The following is a 22,493-nucleotide window of genomic DNA, read 5'->3' as shown; positions in this document are numbered from 1 at the left end:
TCGGGATGTGTCATTGGGTCAACGGGGTGAGTGCAGCAGATTGTCCAGAGCGCCGGGCAGGGCCGAGAAGCTGAAGTGAAAACCGGCCTGCTGCAAGCGGGCGGGCAGCACGTGCTGTCCGGTGAGCAGCAGATCCGCCGCCTCTCCCATCAGGAGTCGCAGGAGGGGTGCCGGTACGAAGAAGAGGTGCGGTCGATGGAGCGTGGCGGCCAGGGTCTCGCTGAACCGGCGATTGCTGACCGGTTGCGGGGCCGTGCCGTTGAAGATGCCGTCACACTCGCCGTGCTCGATGAGAAACAGCATGGCCCGCACCAGATCCTGCACGTGGATCCAGCTCATCATCTGGGTGCCGCTGCCCATGGGGCCGCCGAGGCCGAGGCGGTAAGGGGGCAGCATCCTGGGCAAGGCGCCCCCCTCCATGCCGAGTACCAGGCCGATGCGCAGGATGCAGACCCGGGTCTGGGCCGAGCGGGCCTGCTGGGCAAGCTGCTCCCACTGCTGACAGAGACGGTGGGTGAATTCGTCGTGAGGGCTCTGGCATGTTTCATCCAGAGGAGCGTCATCCTGGCGGCCATACCAGCCGATGGCGGAGGCATTGAGCAGCAATCTGGGGGGCGTGCTGGATAGTTTGACGAGATCCACCAGCTGTTCGGTCAGCAGCCAGCGGCTGTTGCAGAGCAACTGCTTGCGGGACTCGCTCCAGCGTCCGGCGGCGATGGGTTCGCCGGCCAGGTTGATGACGATGTCCACGTCATTGAGGTGATCCAGCCTGTCCAGGCTGTCCAGCAGGGTGACATCGTGGCCGAGCAGCTCGTAGGCCCGGCTGCCCTGGCGGGTCAGCACGACTACTTCGTGCGCCACCTTGAGGTGTGCCACCAGACGGCGGCCGATAAACCCCGTGCCCCCCGTGATCAGTATCTTCATGTCCTGCCTCCCTGACGCTCTAGGGTCTACTCTAGAGCCTGGGTGCCCGATGGACAAGCTCCTGTTTTTATGAGCATTATGATTTTTGTCTCCCAAGACGCCGCCCCCTTTGTCCACGGGGTTGCCGGGTGTTGCGACCACGGGGGGGCGCCGTGGCGCGGCGGTATCAGGGGCTCATTCCGGCTTGCCAAACGGGCGCCAGCGGGTAAACTCGAGCGCTTTTTCGCCATGTTCATGAGGGCCGTTATGCCATTTCGACGTTTGAAGGTGCGTCAATTCTATGTCCGGCTGCTCTGTGCCTTGCTGGCCGGTCTGTTGCCCATGCTCCTTGGGCTCGTCATCGTCATCTGGCAGACCGCCACCGGCGTGAAACAGGATGCGGTGGCGCGCCTGGAACATGCCAGGGTCATGTTCGACCGCACTCTGGACAATGCCCAGTTGGCGGCGTCGGCCCTCACCGGCAGCCTGGGCAGGCCCTGTCTCGAGGTGGTGCAGGGGCTCAGGGATCAGGTGGCCACGGTGCCGGATGTGCGCAGCGTCAACCTGGCCAGGGGGGATCGGATCTACTGCTCTTCCCTCTATGGCCCGGTCGATGGCGGCATCAAGCTGGATGACTATGTCGGGGGCAGGCTCGACCTGATGAAGGGCAACCCGGTCACCCCGAATCGCCCCCTCATCGCCTACCGGGAAGAGGTGGGCGAGTTCAGCGTGCTGGTGGGGGTCGACGGCTACTACCTGCTCAACATCCTGGACATGCTGAGCCGCAACTCCCCACTGGGGCTGGTGGTCGGCAACGAGATGCTGCTGCGAAACAGCGAACTCACCGACAAGCTGATCCCCAAGGATCGCAATGGCTATCTCGAACAGGTCTCGACCAGGTACCCGTTCAAGGTAGTGACCACGGTGTCGGTGGATGAGTACCGTGCCCACATCTGGGACTACTCCAAGGTGGGCGTCATTATTTATCCTCTGCTGAGCCTGCTGCTCGGGGTGGCGGTCTTCTGGCTGATGGGCCGTTCGACTTCGCCGGCCCAGGAGCTGAAACGGGCACTGTCCCAGCAGGAGTTCATCCCCTATCTGCAACCCGTGGTGAACGGGGAGGACGGCCAATGGAGCGGTTGCGAGGTGCTGATGCGCTGGCAACACCCCCGTCAGGGGATGATCTCGCCGGATCGCTTCATTCCCCTGGCAGAGGACAGTGGCCTCATCGTGCCCATGACCCGGCTGTTGATGGCGCAGGTGCGCGAACAGTTTGCGGGCAAGGCGCACCATCTGCCGCGAGGGTTCCACTTCGGCTTCAACATCAGCGCCAGCCACTGCAAGGATCTGAGCCTGGTGGAAGATTGCCGGGATTTCATCAACGCCTTCAAGGGGAATCCCATCAAGCTGGTGCTGGAGCTGACCGAGCGCGAGCTCATCGTGGCGGACGAGACGACGGACCGGCTCTTTGCCGAGCTCCATGCCCTCGGGGTCTTCATCGCCATCGACGATTTCGGCACCGGCCACTCCAGCCTGACCTACCTGCAGACCTTCCAGGTCGACTTCCTCAAGATCGATCAGAGCTTCGTCGGCATGATTGGGTCGGACGCGCTCTCCAGCCACATCGTGGAGAACGTCATCGATCTGGCGACCCGGCTCGGTCTGCAACTGGTGGCGGAAGGGGTGGAGAATCAGGTGCAGGCCGACTATCTGAAGGCCCGCGAGGTGACCTTCCTGCAGGGCTACCTGTTTGGCAGGCCCATGCCCATGAAGGAGTTTGTCAGCCAACTGGCAGCACAGGGGCGCTGAGGGGCAAGCGCGAGGTAAAAAAAACCAGCGACCGGGTCGCTGGTTTTTTTATGGCCGGATGGCTCAGAGCATGCGGGCCAGGGCGCGGCACAGACGCTGAACACCCTCTTCCGTGGTCGCCTCATCCACACAGGAGAAGCTCAGGCGCAGGGTATTCTGGATCTCGGGGCGCACATAGAAGGGGGCGCCGGGCACGAAGGCCACCTTCTCCTTGATGGCCTCGTCGAACAGGGCCATGGCACTGACGCTGGACGGCAGGGTCAGCCAGAGGAACATGCCCCCTTCGGGACGGGTGTAGCTGACGCCGGGCGGACAGTGGCGGGCGAGGGCGGCTTCCATGGCGGCACGCTGGCGACCATAGACCTCCTTGATCTTCTCCAGGTGAGCGTCGAGGGAGTTGTCGGTCAGGAAGCGGTGCAGCACCTGCTGGCTGAAGGCGTTGCTGTGCAGGTCGGTGGCCTGCTTGGCGATGGTGACCTTCTTGCGCAGCCAGTCCGGCACCACCATCCAGCCCAGGCGGAAGGCGGGCACCACCGTCTTGGAGAAGGACCCGAGCAGCACGGTGTTGTGGGGGGCCAGCTTGGCGATGGGAGGGAGGTGTTCCCCCTCGAAGCGCAGCTCGCCGTAGGGGTCGTCTTCCACCATCAGCAGATCGTGGCGCACCAGGCGCTCGGCCAGGGCTTCCCGGTTGGCGCGGCTGTAGGATACACCGCTCGGGTTCTGGAAGTTGGGCACGCCGTAGAGCAGCCTGGCGCTGGAGCCCTGCTCCAGCAGCGCATCCAGCGCGGCCAGATCCAGCCCCTCTTCACCCAGGGTGATGGGCTTGAAGTTCGGTTGATAGACGGAGAACGCCTGGATGGCGCCAAGGTAGCCCGGCTCTTCGATGATGAGATCCTGCCCCTCGTTCACCAGCACCTTGCCCAGCAGATCCAGCGCCTGCTGGGAGCCGCTGGTGATGAGGATGTTGTCAGGATTGACGGCCATGCCGTGGCGGCTCAGGTAGCGGTCGGCGATGAACTGGCGCAGCGGGGCAAAGCCCTCGGTGGTGGCGTATTGCAGCGCGGCGGCTCCCTGCTCGCGCAGCACGTCCTGGCACGCTTGCTCGATGGCCTTGACCGGGAACAGATGGGGGTTGGGCAGGCCGCCGGCGAAGGAGATGATCTCCGGATTGGCGGCAACTTTGAGGATTTCGCGGATAAAGGAAGGCTCGACCTTCTCGAAGCGCTGGGCAAAAAACGGCTGCATAGGGTTCTCTCTGACTAGGTGGCGGTCGCTCCATTCAACCGCCAGGTTATCCGTTTGTATCAGATTTCAGAAATGAGGCAATGGCTGTCACAAAAATCCATAAAAAAGGGCAGGTTTGGCACCTGCCCGAATTTTATCGTCCCGACCCCGGTCAGGGGCGCAAAAACCCCTGTCAGGGGGGCATCGGGCGGGATGGGGGTCAGAGCCCCGGCGCCTTGAGGAAGCGGATCATCAGGTCGGTATTGGCCCCGAGCTGCTGCTCGATCCGGCCCGGGAAGAGCTCGGCCATCTTGTCGAGGCGATCATGCTCCGTGTGCCAGATCTTGCCCCACTGGGTCTCGCTGTCCCGGTCGCAGGCGCTCTTGGTGGCGTCGTCGTAGCAGTCCCACAGCGCCGGATTGGTGCTCTGGGAGTAGCCGTCATAGCCATCTTCCCCGTTGATGGTGAAGTTGGTGGCCTCCACGTAGGCGATGGGCACCCCCAGGCAGGCAAAGGGAGCATGATCGGACCAGCTGCCGGTCTCCCCTTCCGGGTAGCCGCTGTAGCTGGGGTGGATGGCGAACGGGGTGGCGGTCTGCTGGGAGATGGCCAGCAGGCGATCGCGCACCTTGGGATCGAAGCTGTAGCGGCTCGGGTCGGCGCAGTTGTACTCGGCCACGTCGGAGTGGGCCGAGTGGACATAGACGATGTCACCCCCGGCGATGGTGTCGTAGTTCACCATGGCCAGCAGCTTGGCGACGGCATTGGTGTCGAGACTGGCGGCATAGGCTTTGGAGCCGTTGAGGCCGTTTTCCTCGGCGCCGAAGAAGGCGAAGCGCACCGTGTAGGGCAGGGTCTCTCCCTTGAGTGCCTCGGCAACCGCCAGCAGGGCGGCGACGCCGGCCCCGTTGTCGGTGGCGCCTTCGGATCCTTTCTTCTCGCCGGTGCTGTCATAGTGGGCACCGATGAGGATCACCTTGTCGCTCTGACCCTTGAGCTCGGCGACGATGTTCTGGGAGGTTCGGTCTGTGCCGCCCCGGGTGTAGGTGAACGGCTGGTTCTGCACCTCGTAACCCCAGCCGGCCAGGTGATCCTGGATCCAGGCGGCGGCGCGGGTTTCGGCCTCGGTGCCAGTGGGGCGAGCGCCTATCCCTTCTGCGCCAGAGCTCAGTTGCACCAGAAATTCATGGGCCTGAGCGGCGGGGGCAGGGGGTTGGGAGTCGTTGTCAGAGGGGTTGCAACCGGCCAGCAGGGCAGGCAGGACGAGGGCCAACAGGGTTTTCTTCATACTGCAATCCTTTGTTGTATATGGTTTTATTTTTCCGCATCAGGATGAACCCGACGTCCGACAGATTCTGTGAAGGGGGTGGCATTTGTCAACCTTGCTGGTGGAAGTGGGCAGTCCCGGGGGATTTGTTGTGGGAAACACTTGCGCCTTGTGCCTATCTTGGGATAATTCGCTCCCCTGTTTTTGCGAACTGATGCAATAACGAGCGATCCATTTATGTCGGCTCTGTTCCAGAGCGATGCAATAACGAGCAATTTACTATGTCTGTGACCCAAGATGTGTTTAACGAAGACGGCAAGTTCATGCGCAAGATCCGCAGCTTCGTCCGTCGCGAAGGCCGCCTGACCAAAGGGCAGGAGAAGGCCCTGGAAGAGCTCTGGCCGGTCATGGGCATCGATTTCGCACCAGAGCCGCTCGACATGGTGGCCCTGTTTGGCCGCGAGGCACCCGTGGTGCTGGAGATCGGGTTCGGCATGGGCGCCTCCCTGGTGGAGATGGCCAAGAACGCCCCCGAGAAGAACTTTATCGGCATCGAGGTGCACTCTCCGGGTGTGGGCGCCTGCCTTGGCACCGCCCAGGAGGCGGGCGTCACCAACCTGCGCGTCATCTGCCACGATGCGGTGGAAGTGCTGGAGCACATGATCCCGAACGGTTCTCTCTCCTGCCTGCAGCTCTTCTTCCCTGACCCCTGGCACAAGAGCCGCCACCACAAGCGCCGCATCGTGCAGCCTGCCTTTGCCCAGGATATCCGCCAGAAGCTTGCCATCGGTGGCGTCTTCCACATGGCCACCGACTGGGAGAACTACGCCGAGCACATGCTGGAGGTGATGAGTGCCGCCGAGGGGTACGAGAACACCTCCGCCACCGGCAACTGGGTGCCCCGTCCCGACTGGCGCCCCCTGACCAAATTCGAGCAGCGTGGCCATCGTCTGGGCCACGGTGTCTGGGATCTGATTTTCAAACGAGTCAACTGAGTCAACGTATCAACTAAGGAGCTATCATGGCCAACCGTAGCCGCCGTCTGCGTAAGAAACTGCGCGTCGATGAATTCCAGGAAATGGGGTTCGACATCAGTTTCAACTTCCCGGTCGGCACCGCCGAAGAGACCATTGATGCCGTGGTCGATGCGCTGATCGACGAGGTGATCGAACCTCGCAAGCTGGCCTTCGCCGGCTCGGGTCACCTGGCCTGGGAAGGGATGGTCTGCACCCAGCAGCTCGGCAAGTGCACCGACGAAGACCGTTCCGCCGTTCAGACCTGGCTGCAAGGCAAAGGGCTGGAGGCCGTGGTGGTCACCGAGCTGTTCGATCTCTGGTACGGCGAGCCGGCCTGATATCTGACTGCCTCCCGGGTAGATAGAAAATCCCGCCGCCGGCGGGATTTTTGTCGGTGGGCTGGCCCCGCCTCGTTTCACGTCATGGAATAGCCAATGGTGTTGTCATCCGAATTACTGGCCGGCATCCTGGAAGAGGTGCGTCCGCTGCTCGGGCAGGGGAAGGTGGCCGATTACATTCCCGCCCTGGCCCAGGTGCCTGCCGACCGGCTGGGGATCGCGGTCTGTACCGTTGAAGGGGAACTGTTCACCGCAGGTGACGCTTTCGAGCCCTTCTCCATCCAGAGTATCTCCAAGGCCTTGAGCCTCACGCTGGCCTTGACCCTCTATCAGGAGGAGGAGATCTGGGCCCGGGTGGGCAAGGAGCCCTCCGGCCAGCCGTTCAACTCCCTCGTCCAGCTGGAGTTCGAGCAGGGCATTCCCCGCAATCCCTTCATCAACGCCGGTGCCCTGGTGGTGAGCGATCTGCTGGAAACCCGGCTCACCGCTCCTCGCCAACGCACTCTGGAGCTGGTGCGCCGCCTGTGCGGCAACCCGGCCATCATGGCGGATCAGGTGGTGGCGCGCTCCGAGTACCAGCACTCCGCCCGCAATGCCGCCATCGCCTATCTGATGAAGGCCTATGGCAACTTCGAGAACGAGGTGGACAAGGTATTGCAGAGCTACTTCAATGCCTGCGCCATCCGCATGAGCTGCGTCGATCTGGCACGAGCCTTCGTCTATCTGGCCAACCGGGGCGTCCCTCTTGGCGAGAGCACGCCCCTGCTGCCAGCCCGGACCACCAAGCAGGTCAATGCCCTGCTCGCCACCTGCGGCCTCTATGACGAGGCGGGCGACTTCGCCTACCGGGTCGGCATGCCGGGGAAATCCGGGGTGGGGGGCGGCATCATGGCGCTGATCCCGGGAGAGCTTTCCATCTGCGTCTGGTCACCCGAGCTCAACAAGGCGGGCAACTCCCTGGCCGGGACGGCGGCGCTGGAGCTGCTGGCCGAGCGCCTGGGCCGCTCCATTTTTTAACTCTCTTCACTATGCATCGAGACGACATCATGAAACGAATGACTGGACTGTGGCGAAGCTGCCTGACCGCCTTGCTGCTCTGGTGTGCCTGGCCCGCGCTGGCCGCCGAGCTGCCCCCGCTCTCCCTGGCGGATGCCAAAGGCAAGGAGGCGGTGATCCTGGATACCCGCCCGAGCTATTTCTATCAGGGCTGGCCCATGGACGGGGAGAAGCAGGGGGGCCATGTGGCCGGTGCCGAGCTGCTCTCCGCAGAGTGGAAATACAGTGACGAGGAGTGGCCTGCGGCACTCGCGAGCAAGGGGTTGAAGGCCGACAAACCCGTCGCCCTCTATGGCACCCCTCGCGAGGTGGCCGAGGTGGCCCGTCTGCTGCGCCAGCAGGGCATCAAGCAGCTGTTCGAGCTGCAGGGATGGAAAGAGGCGCCCCGGGAGCACCTGGCACGCTGGCAGCAGCTGGTCCATCCGCTCTGGCTGGCAGACTTGCAGGCAGGCAAGCCGGTCATCGCCGCCCCCAAGGGGGAGTGGAAGGTGTTCGAGGTGGACTGGGGATCCCCCAAGGCCTATCTGCTGAGCCACATTCCGGGTGCCGGCTACATCGACACCAACCGGCTGGAAGGGGAGCCGCTGTGGAACAAGGTCTCTGACGAGGCGCTCAAGGCGCTGCTGCTGGAGAACGGCATTCGTCATGACACCACCGTCATCCTCTATGGCCGCAACACCATGGCGGCGGCCCGTGCGGCCCATCTGATGATGTATGCGGGGGTCGAGGATGTGCGGCTGCTGGACGGCGGGCTGGAGGCCTGGTTCGTGCAGCATCTGCGCACCGAGACCGGGCTGGCCAACAAGTTCACCCCGGCCAAGGAGTTTGGCGTGGCCATCCCGGCCCATCCCGAGTACTACACCACCCTTGACCAGGCCAAGGCCCTGCTCAAGCAGCCGGACGGCGCCCTGGTCAGCGTGCGCACCTGGGACGAGTTCGTGGGCAATACCTCGGGCTACAGCTACATCAAGCCCAAGGGGGACATTCCCGGGGCCAGATGGGGTCATGGCGGGGTGGATGCCAACAGCATGAGCGACTTCCACAACCCGGACGGCACCATGAAGCCCGCCCGCGAGATCCTCGCCATGTGGGATGAGTGGAATATCGAGCCGACCCAGCAGGCCGCTTTCTACTGCGGCACCGGCTGGCGCGCCTCCGAGGCGTTCTTCTACGCCTGGTTGATGGACTGGAAGCGGATCAGCGTCTACGACGGCGGATGGTTCGAGTGGAGCATGGATCCGGCCAACCCCACCGTCACCGGCGAGCGCAAGCCGGGCAAGTAACTAATAATCCAGAGCAGGCCGGACAGATGTCCGGTCTTTCTTTTCTTGATAGATCATTTTCAATGGCTATAGCAGGTGGATTCTTTCTGTGAATCCTGTTGCTGCAATCAAGGTAAACGGGCCATCCGGTTGAGCTAGGCTTCACCTATCACCGCCAGGGTGAGCGTGAAGAAGGGGAGAGTGATGAAAGCTGTGATGATGCTGATTTGTCTGTTGGGATTGGCGGGGTGCAGCTCCCAATACATCATGAGCACCAAGGATGGCAAGATGATTGCCACCGACAGCAAACCCAGGTTGGACGAGACCACAGGCATGTATCGCTATTACGATGAAGAGGGCGGGAGGTGCATATCAACAAGGACGACATCACCCAGATCATGGAGCGTTGAGGCTCTCCTCAAGCAACAAGGGCTGCCCGCGGGCAGCCCTTGTTATTTTTGGCGCTCATGCCGTCTGGGGCACTTGACGGTTGACCTGGCCGGCAAACAGCTGGTGGAAGCGGGAGTGGGAGTTGGCCAGCAGGCTCACCGGCGAACCCTGCTCCACCACGGTGCCGGCCTCCATCACCACCACCTTGTCCACCGACAAGAGCGGCTCCAGATGGTGGGCGATCACCAGATAGCTGGCCTCCGGCCGGTAGCGGTAGAGCAGCTCCGTCATCTTGCGCATGCCGCCGTGATCGAGGTCCGAGGTGGCTTCGTCCAGCACGATGAGCGGTCGGCGTGACAGCAGGATGCGGGCGATCACCAACAACTGGGTCTCGCCGGCGGAGAGTTGCAGCCTGTCGAGATCCTCGTCCAGCCGCCCGGCGCAGCGCTCGGCGAGGCCCACCCGGGCCAGCGCCTGCTCCAGTGCCGCGTCGTCATGCTCGGTCAGGGGCGCCAGATTGGCCCGCAAGGAGCCAAAGAAGATGAGCGGGATCTGGGAGACGGTGTCGTAGAGATCGCGCACCGCCTCCGGTGCCAGCCGGGACAGTGGCTGCTCGCCGTAGAAGATCTCTCCCTGGGAGGCGGGATACATGGCCTGCAATACCCCCAGCAGGGAGCTTTTGCCTGCCCCGGTACGCCCGCACACACCCACCTTTTCACCTGGGGCCAGCTCGAAGTTCACCTTGTGCAGCGCCCACTGGCTGGTCTGGGGGTAGCGCAGCCCCAGGTTGTCGAAGTGCACTGCGGGATGAGGGGTGGCGAGGGCCTCTCCCTCCTGGCGTTCGCTCTCTATTTCGCTGTATTCGCGCACCCGCTCCACCGCGTTCATCACCTGTTCCACCTCGGCAAAGGTGCGGATGAGGGAGTTGAGCATGGCGGAAGCGGTAAAGGCATAGGTGATGGCAACCGCTCCAAGCAGCGGGCTGTTGCCAAAGGCCACCATGAGTGCCACGGCCCCCACCAGGGTGGCGGAGAGCAGGGTCTGGTGCATGCCGAGCCAGCGGTTGATGGAGGTGGTGGTGTACCAGCTGCGCAGGTTGTTGTCATAGTGGTGCAGCACCTGGTCCAGCGCGAAACGCTCGGCCCCGGCCAGGCGCAGGGCGGGGGCGCCGCGGATGGTCTCGCTGATGCTGATGTAGAGCGGGGAGCGCAGCACCGAGGACTGGCGCCGCAGCTTGAGTTGCACCGCCCGGTAGCGGCGCTGCAACACATAGAGCGCCCATCCCACCAGGGGGGCGATGAGCAGCAGCAGGGGAATATTGATGCCGATCACCACCACCTGCAAGGCCACGGACACCAGCATGCCGAACAGTCCCACCAGCATGGAGAGCAGCATCTCTTGCGCCTCCCCCAGATCCCGGTCGAAGCGGTTGAGGATGCGCCCCTGGGGCACCTTGTCGAAGAAGGCCATGGGGGCGCGGCTGATGCGCCCCAGCATGCCGTCAAACAGGGTCCAGGCCAGCTTGAGGCCGAGTTTGTAGTTGATGACTCGCACCGCCATGATGCAGGCGAGGGAGCCCGCCCCCAGCAGCACATAGATGCCGAGCAGGGTCGTGACGTCGCTCACCTCGGCCTTGCCGCCGAGCCAGAGATCCGAGGCGATGCGCAGCCCCTCCTGGCCCAGGGTGAGCAGCAGGACGAGCAGGATGGCTCCGGGGGCGGCGAGGCGCTGCCACATGAAGCCAAACAGCCCCCAGTCCACCTTGCCCTCCACCACTTTCTCCTCGCTGAACTGCTCCGCCTCCTGAGGGGGCACCGGCGGGGCGGGCTGGGGATGCTGGACAAGATCCGCCAACTGGTGGGCATCGAGCTCCGCCAGGCGCCCCTGCTCGATGCGGATCACCCGATCGCACCTGGCCAGCACATCCGGGTCGTGGCTCACCAGCAGCCGGGTCGGCCCCGGCTTGAAGGCGAGCCCCTGCTCCAGTACCTGGGCCGCGACCATGGGGTCGAGCGCAGACAAGGGGTTGTCCAGCAGCAGGATATCGGCCCGGGCGTAGAGGGCGCGAGCCAGGGCGACCCGCTGTTGCTGGCCGCCGGAGAGGCGGGTGCCGAGCTCCCCCACCAGGGTTTGATCCCCGTGGCTGAGCAGCGCGAGATCGGCCGTGAGGGCGCAGGCGCCGAGCACCCAACGATAGCGCTCGGCGTGCCAGGGCTGGCCGAACAGGATGTTGTTGCGGATGGTGTCGTTCATCAGCCAGGGTTTATGGCCCAGATGGGCAACCCGGCCGTGGCGACGGATGCTGCCGGCAAACTCGCTGTCAAAGCCGGCAACCAGATGCAGCAGGCAGCTCTTGCCCGCCCCGGTGGCCCCGGTGATCCCCACGAGCTCCCCCGGTGCGATGGCGAGGTTGGCTCCCTCGAGCACCGGTTTTTGCTGGTGCAGGGCGGTGACGTTGTCGAGCCGCAGGCTGCCCACCGGCAAGCTGGGATCATCGAGTTCCCGATGCTGCTCCGGGCTGTTCAGGAACTCGCACAGCCGGTTGAAGCCGGTGTTGAAGTTGATCAGGGTGCGGATGAGGTAGGGCAGTCGCATCATGGGGATGCGCAGCACGGTAAACAGGGCGATGGTGGTGAACACCTGGGGCAGGGTGAGGGTGTTGCCCGACGCCAGGTAGGTGGTGAAGGTGGCCAGGGTCACCAGCAGGGGAGTGCTCAGCATCAGCCCTTCGTTGATGGCATCGAGCCTGAGCACCCGGCCCAGCACCCCCAATTCCTGCTGGCGCTTGGTGTTGGCCGCCCGGGTGAAGAAGGGGCCAAGCCCGTTCTGGCGCACCAGCCGCAGCTTCTTGATGTATTCCGCCAGGATGCCGTTGCGCTCGTCCTGTTGACGCTTGAGCTGCTGCTCCTGCTGGTTCATTCGCCGTACCACCCGGGTGGAAATGAGCAGCAGCAGGGCCAGCACCGCGAAGCCCACCAGACCGGCACTGCCCACCTGCCACACCAGCAGGGCGATGGTGCCGATGAGTTGCAGCGCCATGGTGACCGGCATGGCGGGGTCCGCAAGAATCCAAGTGATGTCCCACACGTCCCGGTTGATGAGGTTCTGAACCCGGCCGCCGGCCCTGTCGTCGAAGCTCTTGCCACCCTGCTTCATCACCTTGGCGAGCAGGGATTCGGCCAGCAGACGGCGGATGGGCACGTGCATCTTGAGGGCCAGTTGCAGGGAGTGCTCCGCCAGCATGCCGGCGGCGAGCACGGAGGCGAACAGGGCCAGGGCCAGCAGCAGCTTGTGGCCGGTGGTGGCATCGGTGCCGAGCTGGGTCATGCTGTGGTTGAGCAGCCAGGGGCTGGTCAGGGTGGCGAGCATGCCGAGCAGTTGCAGCAGGGTGAGCAGGCCAATTCGTCCCTTGTAATGGCGCCAGATAAAGGCGGTCAGGGGCCAGGGGCGCACCGGCTGGCGGGCGGTGAGCGCGAGGAAGGCGTCGGCGCGGCCGTCGCGCCTGTCTTCCGGCAGCAGGGGATAGAGATCGTCGAGACTGACCTGGGGCTGGGTGAGCCCCTTGTGCAGCAGCGGGCCGGTCCAGCGATAGAAGAGGCGACTCAGCCAGCCGGCCGAGATTTCCGGATGATCCAATGGGTGTCCTTGTTGTTTTGTGTTGCTTCCATGGGCGGGGCGGCTCATGGGCCGCCCTCGAACTTGTTGTCTTGCTGCGGGCGTGCGCCCGGCGGGATCAGCGATCCCGGTTCATGCGGATGAGCCGATCCAGGATCCGCTCGCCATCGACCCGCAGGCCGTTGTGTTCGTACTCGTTGGTGATCCAGGCGCGGCTGTTGCCAAGCCCCTTCAGGGTGTCGCGGCTGTAGTCAAACTCCACGTACATGTCCTCGGCATAGACGGCGCAGGCCACCGGCACAGTGTTGCGGGCCAGCTGCGCCGGGTCGTAGAGGGGACCCCAGTCCGCTTTCTGGGCAAGCAGGTGGGCGGCCTCCTTCAGGGGAATGAGCTCGCGGAACTGCTCGAACATCCAGGGGAAGATCATCTCACCGGTGAAGGCGAAATCTTTGCCTGGCGCCCAGGCCAGGGAAGGGAACTCCCTTCTCACCCGCTCGGCCGCCCAGTTGCTGGCACTCCCTTCGCAATAGATGAGCTCGTGCAGGATGGCGAACACCGGGTTGGTGTTGAACGGCTGCATGGCCTGCACCTGATAGAGGAAGGCGGGGTTGAGGCGTTCGCCGATGAAGGCGTCTTCCAGCAGGTAGTAAAGTGCCTCGAAGGCGCCGCTGGCCCCCAGATCCAGCCCCTGCTGCTGCAACTGCTCCACCGTCAGGCGCTGGCCGTTGGGCAGGCGCACGTCGTGGTGGTGCAGGTGATTGGCCAGCCGGTTGGCCAGGGCCTGTGCATGGGGGAAGCGGGTGAAGAAGGCGCGGTTCTTGTCCGCCACCCGCTGGTAGGTGGCGCGGTAGACCTCATCCGCACTGCGCCCGATGGGTGCCACGCCGCCGGTGAGGTAGACCTCGTGCAGGCTCCGCGGGAACAACGAGAGATAGGTAAGGCTGCAAAAGCCGCCGAAACTCTGGCCGAGCAGGCTCCAGGGGCGCCCCGGGCTCAGCACCTCGCGAATGCATTCGGCGTCGCGCACTATGCTGTCGGCGCGAAAATGGCCGAGGTAATCCGCCTGCTCACTTGGGGTCATCCCCGCCAGGGCGTCAGCACTGATGGGGGTGGAGTGGCCGGTGCCGCGCTGATCGAGCAGCAGCACCCGAAACTCCTGCAGGGCCCGCTTGATCCAGCCGCCATCGGCGGTCGGGCGAGGAGCGCCGAAGCCCGGGCCCCCTTGCAAATAGAGCAGCCAGGGCAGGTCATCATCCAGCTTGTCCTTGCGGCAGAGGGTGCGGCCAAACAGGGTGAGGGTCGCCTCCTCGTCGGGATGCTGGTGGTCGAGGGGCACGGTAAAAAAGTGTGGCTCGCAATGGATGCCATCCAGCACATAGTGCAAGGGGCTGCTCATCTGGGGTCTCCCTGAGGGTAGGAAAATCGTCGGCCTCATCATAGCCCTGGCGCAGGAGCGGGTCACGCCGGTTTTCCAGATTGTTAACAGAGATGGAGCCTGAGGTCGGTGCCGTACAAGGTGTGGTTTCGCCGCAGTTGACGGCGGGCTGCAACTGGACAAAGATGAGCCGCCTGCCGGGATGGGCAGGGATAGGTCAGCACCCCGGGTGCAGGAAACTGGATGGAGTTGGCTCGATGAAGCCGAGATGGATACGTGTTCGCAAGAGACGCACACAGAGGGATCCGGAGGGGGTGCTGCAGGTGGGTTTGCTGGTGTTCAGCGCCACCTGGGGTGCCACTCTGTTGCTGGCGGCCTGCAACGGCGGTTAGCTGAGTGAAACAGACCCGCTTGTCATGAGCGGGTTTTTTCATGCCGGAGCAGAAGGGCGGGACCTGCCTGTAGCCCTTTGCTGGCGCGGGTTTGCGGTATGCAGAGTACGGCTGCTATGGTCAATTTACGACCGGATCCACACAGGGAGGCGATCATGAACAGTCGTGAAAAAGTCCTGGCTCATTTGGCCACAGATCACCGGGTTGCAGGATTGACCGCCGGCGAGGCACTGGCTGGCATGAGCCACTCGATGAGTTCGCTCCTGCTGCAACAGGATCAGCACTTCTTCCGCCGCCATGCGGACGACCCCTGCCACGAAGTCGCCCGGGCCTGCTCGGCCGGACACGTATGGCATGGGGACGAAAACCACTACTAGCCCCGGCATGTGAGTAAATGACAGATGCAAAAAGGCCCGCTCATCTGAGCGGGCCTTTCGAATTTGGCTCCTCCTACTGGACTTGAACCAGTGACATACGGATTAACAGTCCGCCGTTCTACCGACTGAACTAAGGAGGAATAGTTGGTGCCCAGAGACGGAATCGAACCGCCGACACGGGGATTTTCAATCCCCTGCTCTACCGACTGAGCTATCTGGGCAACGGCGCGCATTAAACCCTTTCTGGACTGAGGTGTCAACCACAGGCCGCAGATTGATGTACCGTTCGCTCGATATCCGAGCAATCTTCCCGTGATTGGACCGGTTTCCCGGTTTTAACCATGAAAAGAGGGGCGCCTGTGGGGCAGGGCGGGCCGGCGGCCAGCAGAACATCATGAAGGATGGCGGGCTGCCTGACGTGCCGAGGGCTGCCCGCTGGCGCCAAGCCGGGAGAGGCGCCAGTTATCTTGGCCCATCGATTGAGCCTGCCGCGCTCTGCGGGTATGCTTTGCCGCACTCATCCCCTGGCCATGGTCCGGGCCGACGCGGCTGGCAGGGGTGACATCCATCCAACACCGCCTGGGGTTTATATGAATACCAATATGCAAGAGTGGCGCGAAGAGACCGCCGCCATCGTCAACGAGCTGCTGGCCGATGGCAGCAACCCGGATCTGGATTACGAGATTGAGCACCACTTTGCCTGCCAGAAGTTCGATCTGCTGGAGAAGGCGGCGGTCGATCTGTTCAAGGCCGGTTTCGAAGTGACCGACGCCGAGGAGATGGAGCTGGACGACGGCGCCACCATCTTCTGTTTCGACGCCATGGTGGAGTGCAAGCTGGACATCGACACCATCGTCGCCGACATCGAGAAGATGCTGCCCATCCTCGAGAAATACGGGGTGGACTACGACGGCTGGGGCACCTATTTCCAGGAGTAAGTGCGCCAGATCATGCACGCTTTGCAAAAACAACAAGGCCACCCTCGGGTGGCCTTGTTGTTGCTGGCTTACTGCTCCGGCAGCTGATAGCTGCGGGCAAAGTCGGCCGGTGGGAGGGGGCGGCTGAACAGATAGCCTTGCAGCCGATCGCAACCGACCTGCACCAGCCAGGCCTGCTGCTCCGGCGTCTCCACCCCTTCGGCGGTGATCTTGATGCCAAGTTCATGGCCCAACCCGATGACGGAACGCACGATGGCGGTGGTGGCCTGGTTGGTGGCCAGCCCCTGGGTGAAGCTCTTGTCGAGCTTGAGGGTCGCCACCTGCAGCCTGGGAAGGTAGGCGAGGGAGCAGTAGCCGGTGCCGAAGTCGTCGATGGCGAGCTGGAAGCCCGCCTCGATGAGGCTGGCCAGGTTGCTCTCAATCTCGTCGGCATTCTCCATCAGCACCCCTTCGGTGATCTCCAGCTCCAGTTGCCAGGGGGCGAGCCCGTGGCGCGCGATGCAGTCGAAGATCTGAGGGCAGAGCTCGGGATCGCGGAACTGCAGGGGCGAGAGGTTGATGGAGAGCACCAGGTCCGGGGCCGCCACCTGCCAGCGGGCAAGCTGGGCACAGCCGAGCTCCAGCATCAGCTGGCCGAGCTGGCCGATGAGCCCCAGCTCCTCCGCCAGCGGGATGAACTCGTCGGGGGAGACCATGCCGAATTCGGGATGGGGCCAGCGGCAGAGCAGCTCTGCCCCGTGCAGCCGGTTGCTGTGGGTACAGATGATGGGCTGGTAGACGGCGGTCAGCTCGGCGGACTTGATGGCGAGTGGCAACTGGGCGGCGATGAGCTGGCGGCGTTTGAGCTTGGCATCGAGTGCGGGGTCGAACAGGGTACAGTGCTGCTGCTGGCGCTTGCCCTGGGCCAGGGCGGCCTCGGCGTGGCTCAGCAGACGCTCGGCATCCTTGGCCTTGCCATGGGCGATGCCGAGGAACACCGGGATCTGGATCCTGTGCTCCTCGACCTGATAGGGCGTCATCAGCTCCTGCTGCAGGTTGCGGCTCCACGCATCCAGAGAGAGGGGGAGCTCGGGCAGCAGCAGGGTGAAGTCATCCGCCGCGACCCGACAGAGCAGGGACTGGGGCGGCGCCAGTCGTTGCAGGCGGCGGGCCACCTGGCTCAGCAGGCGGTCGGCGACCCGTATGCCGAAGCGATCGTTGATCTCGCGAAAATGTTGCAGATCCACCAGCAGCAGGCTGGCCTTGCGGGCCCCCAGATGACGGCTGGTCTGCAGGAAGTGGGAGAGCTTGAGCAGGCCGGTCAGGCTGTCGTAGTGCTGCTCTTGCTGCAACTGGGCCTGGGTGGTGCGCAGCCCGGTGATGTCGCGGCTAAGGGTCAGGATGCCGAGGGAGTTGCCCTCGTCATCCGGCACCTCGACCCGGGTGACCTCCAGATGGCGGCCTCTGCCCTGGGCATCCACCACGCAATACTCCCCCTGACCCAGGGTTTGTTCGACGGGCAGCCGGGGCGGGACGCGCCGACCCAGAGCCTCGCTTGCCACCAGCCCCATGAAGTCGAGAAAGGCCTGGTTGCAGTCGATGAGCACGCCCTGATGATCCTCGAGACGGATGAGGTCGGGAATGGCATCCAGCAGGCGGCGTTGCAGCAACTGCTGCTGGCGGAAGGTTTGCTCCAGCTCCTTGCGCTGATCGATGGCGCTGACCATGGCAAACAGGGCGATGGGGTCGCCGTGCTCGTCATACAGGGGAACCTTGTTGATCTCCATCCAGCTGGCGCCTTCGCCGCTGTGGCAATGGAGCTGCTGGTGCAGCAGGGGTTTGCCGTCGGCCAGCAGGCGGTCATCTTCCTCCCGGAATACATCCCCCCAGGGCATCTCGGCATCGCTCTTGCCAATGAGTTCGCTCGGGTCTTGCAGGCCGGCTTCCCTGGCGAATGCCTTGTTGGCAAACAGGTACCGTCCGTGCTTGTCCCGGCAGAAGATATTCATGGGTAACTGGTCGATGATCTGCTGCAGCAGCGCCAGGGAGAGCGAAGAAGTCACGAGAGCACTCACGGGGGAGACTTCGAGCAAATCTATGATAACAGGTGGGTTTTGTAAAGCCTGGGTTAAGAGTACGCCATTTGTGCGGATCCCTGCTGACAGCCTGTGTCGCGATCGCCATAATAGCCGCCGGTCGGCCTATGGCCTTATGGATGAGAGAAGCAGCATGAAGAAGATAATGGGGGGCGCCCTGGCCCTGTTGATGGTGGGTTGTGCGAGCGACAACAACGGCGGCGAGCAGTATCGCTATACCCCGCCGGTTGCCAAGGCAACCAACAACACCCAGGAGATGGCGATCCCGGTGGATCTGGTGTGGGCCCGTGCCGAGAAGTGGTTCGGCGATCACGGTCTGAACATCGAGAACAGCCAGCGTGGTGCCGGTCTGATGACCGCCAACGTGGAAAACTCGGCCGATGGTCTGGAGTGGCTGGATTGCGGCACCATGGGGTCCAAGGTGGCGCTGGGCAACCCCAACCTGCAGATCAACCTGATCATCACCCAGAGCGGCAACAACAGCGTCGCCACCGTGAATGTCAAGGGCAATACCCAGCTCTACTTCGTCGAGTCCTCCGGCGAGCGAGTACTGGCTCCCTCCATCACCCCGGTGTGCGTCTCCCGCGGCAGCCTGGAACAGAGCCTGTTCTCCACCCTCGGCAACTGATCCTGCCGGGTATCATGAAAAACCCCGTTGCGTGCAACGGGGTTTTTTTATGCCTGCTCTGCGCCCATCAGGGCGTGAGGGGAGGGATGACGAGGATCAGGGGGTCAGATCGCCGTGATAGAGCACATGGTCGCCGGACTTGAGCACATACCCCTTCCAGGGGAAGAGCTGATAGCCGCCGCCCTGCCAGGACCAGTTGCCCTCTTCGCCCTGGCGGATCAGCCGGATCGGCTCGCCCTCTGGCAGGGTCAGCTCGGCCTGACTCTGATCGGCATTGAACAGCACGAAAGCGCTGACGGTCTGACCGGCATCGGTCGGGTTGAGGCGAATGCCCTGCTCGAACAGACGCACGCACTGGCCTGCCAGCGCCGACCATTGATAGCCCGCGCTGCCGATGCAGCCATGTTCGTCGCGATCCGCGCCGACCAGGGGCTCCTTCGGTGTCGTGTTGCAGGCGGCCAGCAGCAGGGTGGCCGCCATCAGGGTCAGGGTGCGCATGGTTACTCCTTGGCGTCCCGTTCAATGACGATGTTGGAGAAGCCCAGTTCCTTGAAGTAGTTCTCCCGGTAATCCTTCACGCTCTTCTTGTCGCGGCGGCACACCTGGGCCAACTGCTCTTCCATGGCGTGGAAGCGGGTCAGATCGATCCCCTCGGCGGCGGCAACGGCATCATAGATGCTGTTGAACTTGTCGTTGGCATAGCCAATCTCCCTGGCCTGCTTCTTGTAGGTGTAGGTAATCTTGAACGCCATGGCGTCACTCCTTCTCTTTGGCCTGCTTGCGCTGGACGTACAGATAGAGGCTTTCGACCTTCTCTCTGGCCCAGGGGGTCTTGCGCAAGAACTTCAGGCTGGACTTGATGCTGGGATTATCGGTGAAGCAGCGGATATTGATCTGCTGCCCCAGCGCTTCCCAGCCATAGTGCGCGACCAGGGCGGTGACGATGGCCTCCAGGGTCAGCCCGTGCAGCGGGTTGTTCTTCTGGGAAGTGGGTTGATCGCTCATACCTGCGCCGCCAGGGTGGCAAAGGGCTGACCCATGCGGGTGGTGACCCCGTTGGCCAGGTGCGGCTCGAAACCGGCCAGCATGCCCGGGCCAAACAGGCAGACGACTGTGCTGCCCAGCTTGAACAGGCCCATCTCGGCCCCCTTTTGCAGGGTGATGGCTTCATCGCCGGTGTAGTCCCAGCGCACCACCTTCTTCTCTTTGGTCGGCGCTATGTTGCCGGCCCAGATGGTTTCGATGCTGGCCACGATAGTGGCACCGACCAGCACCAGGGCCATGGGGCCGTGGGGGGTTCGGAAGGTGGCCACCACCCGCTCGTTGCGGGCAAACAGGTTGGGCACGTTCTCGGCGGTGAGGGGGTTGACGGAGAAGAGATCCCCCGGCACGAACACCATGCTCTCCAGCACGCCGTCCAGCGGCATGTGGATGCGGTGGTAATCCTTGGGTGCCAGATAGATGGTAGCGAAGTCGCCATCCTTGAACGGGGCCACCAGATCCTCATAGCCCCCCAGCAGCTCGCGGGCGCTGTAGTCGTGGCCCTTGGCCTGGATGATGCGACCTTGGCTGATGGGCCCGAGCTGGCTGACGGTGCCATCCACCGGCAGGGCCAGGGTCATGGCGTCTTCCACCACGGGGCGGATGCCGGGCTTGAGCTCGCGGGTGAAGAATTCGTTGAAGCTCTTGTAGTGGGCAGGGCTCTCGTGCAGCGCCTCGCTCATGTCGACCTGGTACTGCTTGATAAAGGCCTCGATCACCCTGGTGGTGAGGTTGCCCGCTTCGGCGGCGGCAAGTTTGCCCACCAGGCGGGAGAGGGCGTGTTTGGGCAGGCAGTATTGACCGGCAATTTTCAGGTTGTCAGTGATGCTCATGATCTTCATCTGGGAATGAGTTGAACGGGTCACAGCCGCGCCTGTTGGCGACCGTGGCGGGCTTCCTGCATGGTTTCCAGGATGCGGTGGTAGTTGTGGAAGCGATCGGCGCTGATGGCGCCCGCTTCGACCGCGGCGCGCAGGGCGCAGCCGGGATCGTCCTTGTGGGTGCAGTCGCGGAACTTGCAGCCACCCAGGTAGTCGCGAAACTCGACGAAGCACCAGGTGATGCGGTCGGCTTCCAGGTGCCAGAGGGCGAACTCGCGGATCCCGGGGGAGTCGATGAGATCGCCGCCGCTCGGGAAGTGGTAGAGCCGCGCCGTGGTGGTGGTGTGCTGGCCGAGCCCCGAGTTCTCGGAGATCTCGCCGGTGAGCACGTCCAGCCCCGGCATCAGGGCGTTGGTGAGGGACGACTTGCCCACCCCGGACTGGCCCACGAAGATGCTGATCTTGTCGGTGAGCGCCGCCTTTAAGGCGTCGATGCCCTCACCGCTCTCGCAGCTCACCAGCAGCACCTCGTAACCGAGCTTGCGGTAGGTCTCGAGCTGGTGCTCGATACGGGCGCGGGCCGCGTCATCGAGCATGTCGACCTTGTTCAGCACGATGAGGGGCGCTATCTCCACATCTTCTGCCGCCACCAGGTAGCGGTCGACGATGTTGGTGGAGAACTCGGGCATCACCGCCGAGACGATGATGATCTGGTCGATGTTGGCGGCGATGGGTTTGACCCCGTCGTAGAAGTCCGGCCGGGTCAGCACCGAGTGGCGCGGATGCACCGCCTCGATGACGCCGGCAGTCGCGGCATTGAGGCCGGGGCGCCACACCACCTTGTCGCCGCACACCAGGCTGCTGATGCTGCTGCGCCGCAGGTTGCTGCGGTGGATGGCACCATCGCTTGCCTCGACATCCGCGTGCTGGCCGAAACGGCTGATCACCACCCCTTCGATGGCGGGGCCGAACAGGGTGTCATCCACCACTGTGGTGTGCTCTTTTTGCAGCCGCCGCTCGCGGTTGGCCTGGACGCGCCTTTGTTGACCCAGATTGAGTTTTGCTTTCTTTGCCACGGGGTTTGCCAGTTTATGAACAGATTCAAAGCCAGTATGATACATGCAAATTGGCAAAATTCCGCCATTCCTCCCAATAGAGAGAGCAATCATGACAGTCAGCGCGCAGAACCTGGTATGGATCGACATGGAGATGACGGGTCTGGACCCCGAAGAGAACGTGGTACTGGAGATCGCCACCATCGTCACCGACAAGGACCTGAACGTGCTGGCCGAAGGGCCGGTCATCGCCATCCACCAGAGCGAGGAAGAGCTGGGCAAGATGGATGACTGGAACGTCAACACCCACACCAAGAGCGGGCTGGTGGCCCGGGTCAAGGCGAGTGAATACGACGAGGCCAAGGCCGTTGCCGAGACCCTCGCCTTCATTCGCCAGTGGGTGCCGGAGCGCACCAGCCCCCTGTGCGGCAACAGCATCGGCCAGGATCGCCGCTTCATGGTCAAGCACATGAGCGATCTGGAAGCCTTCTTTCATTACCGCAACGTGGACGTCAGCACCATCAAGGAGCTGGTCCGTCGTTGGCAGCCTGAACTGCTGGATCAGTTCAAGAAGAGCGGTTCCCACCAGGCGCTGGACGACATCCGCGAATCCATTGCCGAACTGCAGTTCTACCGCGCCCACGTCTTCAAAATCTGAGTGGCTGGCAAGGGTTTGCCGTCGTTCGGTTGCTAAAATCAGCAGTTCGGCCAGCTTTTGAGCGAACGGCTGCAACCAGACAAAAAAGCCCTTGCAATTGGAATGTCTGCTCTTATAATTCGGCTCCCGTACAGTAGCGCAAGCAACCAAATGCTGTACGGTCTGTTTTCAGGTTTTGCGGGAATAGCTCAGTTGGTAGAGCACGACCTTGCCAAGGTCGGGGTCGCGAGTTCGAGTCTCGTTTCCCGCTCCA

Annotated in this window: 21 protein-coding genes, 3 tRNA genes and 1 pseudogene; 12 read left to right on the top strand and 13 right to left on the bottom strand. The window is 63.2% G+C overall.

Features of this window, described 5'->3' with window-relative positions:
* Window positions 1–18: 18 nt before the first annotated feature.
* Complete coding sequence (locus PG879_RS18740) at window positions 19–924, bottom strand: TIGR01777 family oxidoreductase (RefSeq protein ID WP_052815202.1); 906 nt, start codon at window positions 922–924, stop codon at window positions 19–21.
* Window positions 925–1,170: 246 nt separating this feature from the next.
* Here PG879_RS18740 and PG879_RS18735 point away from each other — a divergent pair, with 246 nt between their 5' ends.
* Window positions 1,171–2,712: an EAL domain-containing protein gene (locus PG879_RS18735; protein WP_052815203.1), complete on the top strand. Its 1,542-nt coding sequence runs from the start codon at window positions 1,171–1,173 to the stop codon at window positions 2,710–2,712.
* A 63-nt stretch (window positions 2,713–2,775) separates the two neighbouring features.
* Here PG879_RS18735 and PG879_RS18730 read toward each other — a convergent pair whose 3' ends face one another.
* Both PG879_RS18730 and PG879_RS18725 read right to left on the bottom strand, forming a co-directional pair.
* Window positions 2,776–3,957 carry an aminotransferase-like domain-containing protein gene (locus PG879_RS18730; protein WP_052815204.1) on the bottom strand — a complete coding sequence of 394 codons (1,182 nt, stop codon included), beginning with the start codon at window positions 3,955–3,957 and terminating at the stop codon, window positions 2,776–2,778.
* Between the two features lie 199 nt (window positions 3,958–4,156).
* Window positions 4,157–5,224 (bottom strand): M28 family metallopeptidase, encoded by a 1,068-nt coding sequence (locus PG879_RS18725; protein WP_010675502.1) that lies wholly within the window; start codon window positions 5,222–5,224, stop codon window positions 4,157–4,159.
* A 260-nt stretch (window positions 5,225–5,484) separates the two neighbouring features.
* Here PG879_RS18725 and trmB point away from each other — a divergent pair, with 260 nt between their 5' ends.
* The 5 genes and pseudogenes from trmB to PG879_RS20615 all read left to right on the top strand — a co-directional run.
* Window positions 5,485–6,198 carry a tRNA (guanosine(46)-N7)-methyltransferase TrmB gene (trmB, locus tag PG879_RS18720; RefSeq protein ID WP_010675501.1) on the top strand — a complete coding sequence of 238 codons (714 nt, stop codon included), beginning with the start codon at window positions 5,485–5,487 and terminating at the stop codon, window positions 6,196–6,198.
* Window positions 6,199–6,224: 26 nt separating this feature from the next.
* Window positions 6,225–6,557 carry a YggL family protein gene (locus PG879_RS18715; RefSeq protein ID WP_010675500.1) on the top strand — a complete coding sequence of 111 codons (333 nt, stop codon included), beginning with the start codon at window positions 6,225–6,227 and terminating at the stop codon, window positions 6,555–6,557.
* 96 nt (window positions 6,558–6,653) lie between these two features.
* On the top strand, window positions 6,654–7,574 hold the full coding sequence (gene glsB, locus PG879_RS18710) for a glutaminase B (RefSeq protein ID WP_010675499.1): 921 nt from the start codon (window positions 6,654–6,656) through the stop codon (window positions 7,572–7,574).
* 38 nt (window positions 7,575–7,612) lie between these two features.
* Window positions 7,613–8,896 carry a sulfurtransferase gene (locus PG879_RS18705; protein WP_370736844.1) on the top strand — a complete coding sequence of 428 codons (1,284 nt, stop codon included), beginning with the start codon at window positions 7,613–7,615 and terminating at the stop codon, window positions 8,894–8,896.
* A 183-nt stretch (window positions 8,897–9,079) separates the two neighbouring features.
* Window positions 9,080–9,187: pseudogene (locus PG879_RS20615) on the top strand (YgdI/YgdR family lipoprotein); the annotation flags it as partial.
* Between the two features lie 153 nt (window positions 9,188–9,340).
* Here the strand turns inward: PG879_RS20615 and PG879_RS18695 are convergent.
* Together PG879_RS18695 and PG879_RS18690 are read right to left on the bottom strand one after the other, a co-directional pair.
* Window positions 9,341–12,901 (bottom strand): ATP-binding cassette domain-containing protein, encoded by a 3,561-nt coding sequence (locus PG879_RS18695; RefSeq protein ID WP_052815206.1) that lies wholly within the window; start codon window positions 12,899–12,901, stop codon window positions 9,341–9,343.
* 97 nt (window positions 12,902–12,998) lie between these two features.
* Window positions 12,999–14,276 carry an alpha/beta hydrolase gene (locus tag PG879_RS18690; RefSeq protein WP_052815207.1) on the bottom strand — a complete coding sequence of 426 codons (1,278 nt, stop codon included), beginning with the start codon at window positions 14,274–14,276 and terminating at the stop codon, window positions 12,999–13,001.
* A gap of 236 nt (window positions 14,277–14,512) precedes the next feature.
* Between PG879_RS18690 and PG879_RS18685 the strand changes: the two genes are divergently transcribed.
* Together PG879_RS18685 and PG879_RS18680 are read left to right on the top strand one after the other, a co-directional pair.
* Window positions 14,513–14,647: a hypothetical protein gene (locus PG879_RS18685; RefSeq protein WP_080989908.1), complete on the top strand. Its 135-nt coding sequence runs from the start codon at window positions 14,513–14,515 to the stop codon at window positions 14,645–14,647.
* A 155-nt stretch (window positions 14,648–14,802) separates the two neighbouring features.
* Window positions 14,803–15,024: a hypothetical protein gene (locus PG879_RS18680; protein WP_010675494.1), complete on the top strand. Its 222-nt coding sequence runs from the start codon at window positions 14,803–14,805 to the stop codon at window positions 15,022–15,024.
* Window positions 15,025–15,088: 64 nt separating this feature from the next.
* On the opposite strand, the gene PG879_RS18675 is transcribed toward PG879_RS18680, so the two are convergent.
* Window positions 15,089–15,164: transfer RNA gene (locus tag PG879_RS18675), tRNA-Asn, on the bottom strand.
* Window positions 15,165–15,169: 5 nt separating this feature from the next.
* A tRNA-Phe gene (locus PG879_RS18670) sits at window positions 15,170–15,245 on the bottom strand.
* 381 nt (window positions 15,246–15,626) lie between these two features.
* On the opposite strand from PG879_RS18670, the gene rraB reads away from it, so the two are divergent.
* Window positions 15,627–15,962 (top strand): ribonuclease E inhibitor RraB, encoded by a 336-nt coding sequence (rraB, locus tag PG879_RS18665; protein WP_010675493.1) that lies wholly within the window; start codon window positions 15,627–15,629, stop codon window positions 15,960–15,962.
* 68 nt (window positions 15,963–16,030) lie between these two features.
* Here rraB and PG879_RS18660 read toward each other — a convergent pair whose 3' ends face one another.
* Window positions 16,031–18,004, bottom strand: coding sequence for a sensor domain-containing protein (locus PG879_RS18660; RefSeq protein ID WP_270830566.1), 1,974 nt, complete (start codon window positions 18,002–18,004; stop codon window positions 16,031–16,033).
* Window positions 18,005–18,170: 166 nt separating this feature from the next.
* Between PG879_RS18660 and PG879_RS18655 the strand changes: the two genes are divergently transcribed.
* Complete coding sequence (locus tag PG879_RS18655) at window positions 18,171–18,665, top strand: hypothetical protein (RefSeq protein ID WP_029314787.1); 495 nt, start codon at window positions 18,171–18,173, stop codon at window positions 18,663–18,665.
* Window positions 18,666–18,761: 96 nt separating this feature from the next.
* Here the strand turns inward: PG879_RS18655 and PG879_RS18650 are convergent, their stop codons facing one another.
* From PG879_RS18650 to rsgA, 5 genes are read right to left on the bottom strand one after another with little or no spacing between them, the layout of a single operon-like run.
* Entirely contained in the window at window positions 18,762–19,163 is a 402-nt protein-coding gene (locus tag PG879_RS18650; RefSeq protein ID WP_042014295.1) for a hypothetical protein, read from the bottom strand.
* A 2-nt stretch (window positions 19,164–19,165) separates the two neighbouring features.
* The gene (locus PG879_RS18645; protein WP_010675489.1) at window positions 19,166–19,417 is read right to left on the bottom strand and encodes a DUF2960 domain-containing protein; all 252 of its coding nucleotides are present in this window, start codon (window positions 19,415–19,417) and stop codon (window positions 19,166–19,168) included.
* 4 nt (window positions 19,418–19,421) lie between these two features.
* Window positions 19,422–19,670: a VF530 family DNA-binding protein gene (locus PG879_RS18640; protein ID WP_010675488.1), complete on the bottom strand. Its 249-nt coding sequence runs from the start codon at window positions 19,668–19,670 to the stop codon at window positions 19,422–19,424.
* Window positions 19,667–20,539, bottom strand: coding sequence for an archaetidylserine decarboxylase (asd, locus tag PG879_RS18635; protein WP_052816309.1), 873 nt, complete (start codon window positions 20,537–20,539; stop codon window positions 19,667–19,669). Before asd ends, PG879_RS18640 begins: the two co-directional genes overlap by 4 nt.
* A gap of 29 nt (window positions 20,540–20,568) precedes the next feature.
* A complete protein-coding gene (gene rsgA, locus PG879_RS18630; RefSeq protein ID WP_039040203.1) occupies window positions 20,569–21,603 on the bottom strand; it encodes a small ribosomal subunit biogenesis GTPase RsgA in 1,035 nt (344 codons plus the stop codon).
* A gap of 91 nt (window positions 21,604–21,694) precedes the next feature.
* Here rsgA and orn point away from each other — a divergent pair, with 91 nt between their 5' ends.
* Window positions 21,695–22,240, top strand: coding sequence for an oligoribonuclease (orn, locus tag PG879_RS18625; protein WP_042014296.1), 546 nt, complete (start codon window positions 21,695–21,697; stop codon window positions 22,238–22,240).
* A gap of 177 nt (window positions 22,241–22,417) precedes the next feature.
* Window positions 22,418–22,493, top strand: a tRNA-Gly gene (locus PG879_RS18620).

Origin of the sequence: Aeromonas sp. QDB63 (assembly GCF_027707425.1) — a bacterium.
GTDB lineage: Bacteria > Pseudomonadota > Gammaproteobacteria > Enterobacterales > Aeromonadaceae > Aeromonas > Aeromonas caviae.
Note: the sequence above shows the minus strand (reverse complement) of the source record. Positions and strands in the feature narration are given on the sequence as shown.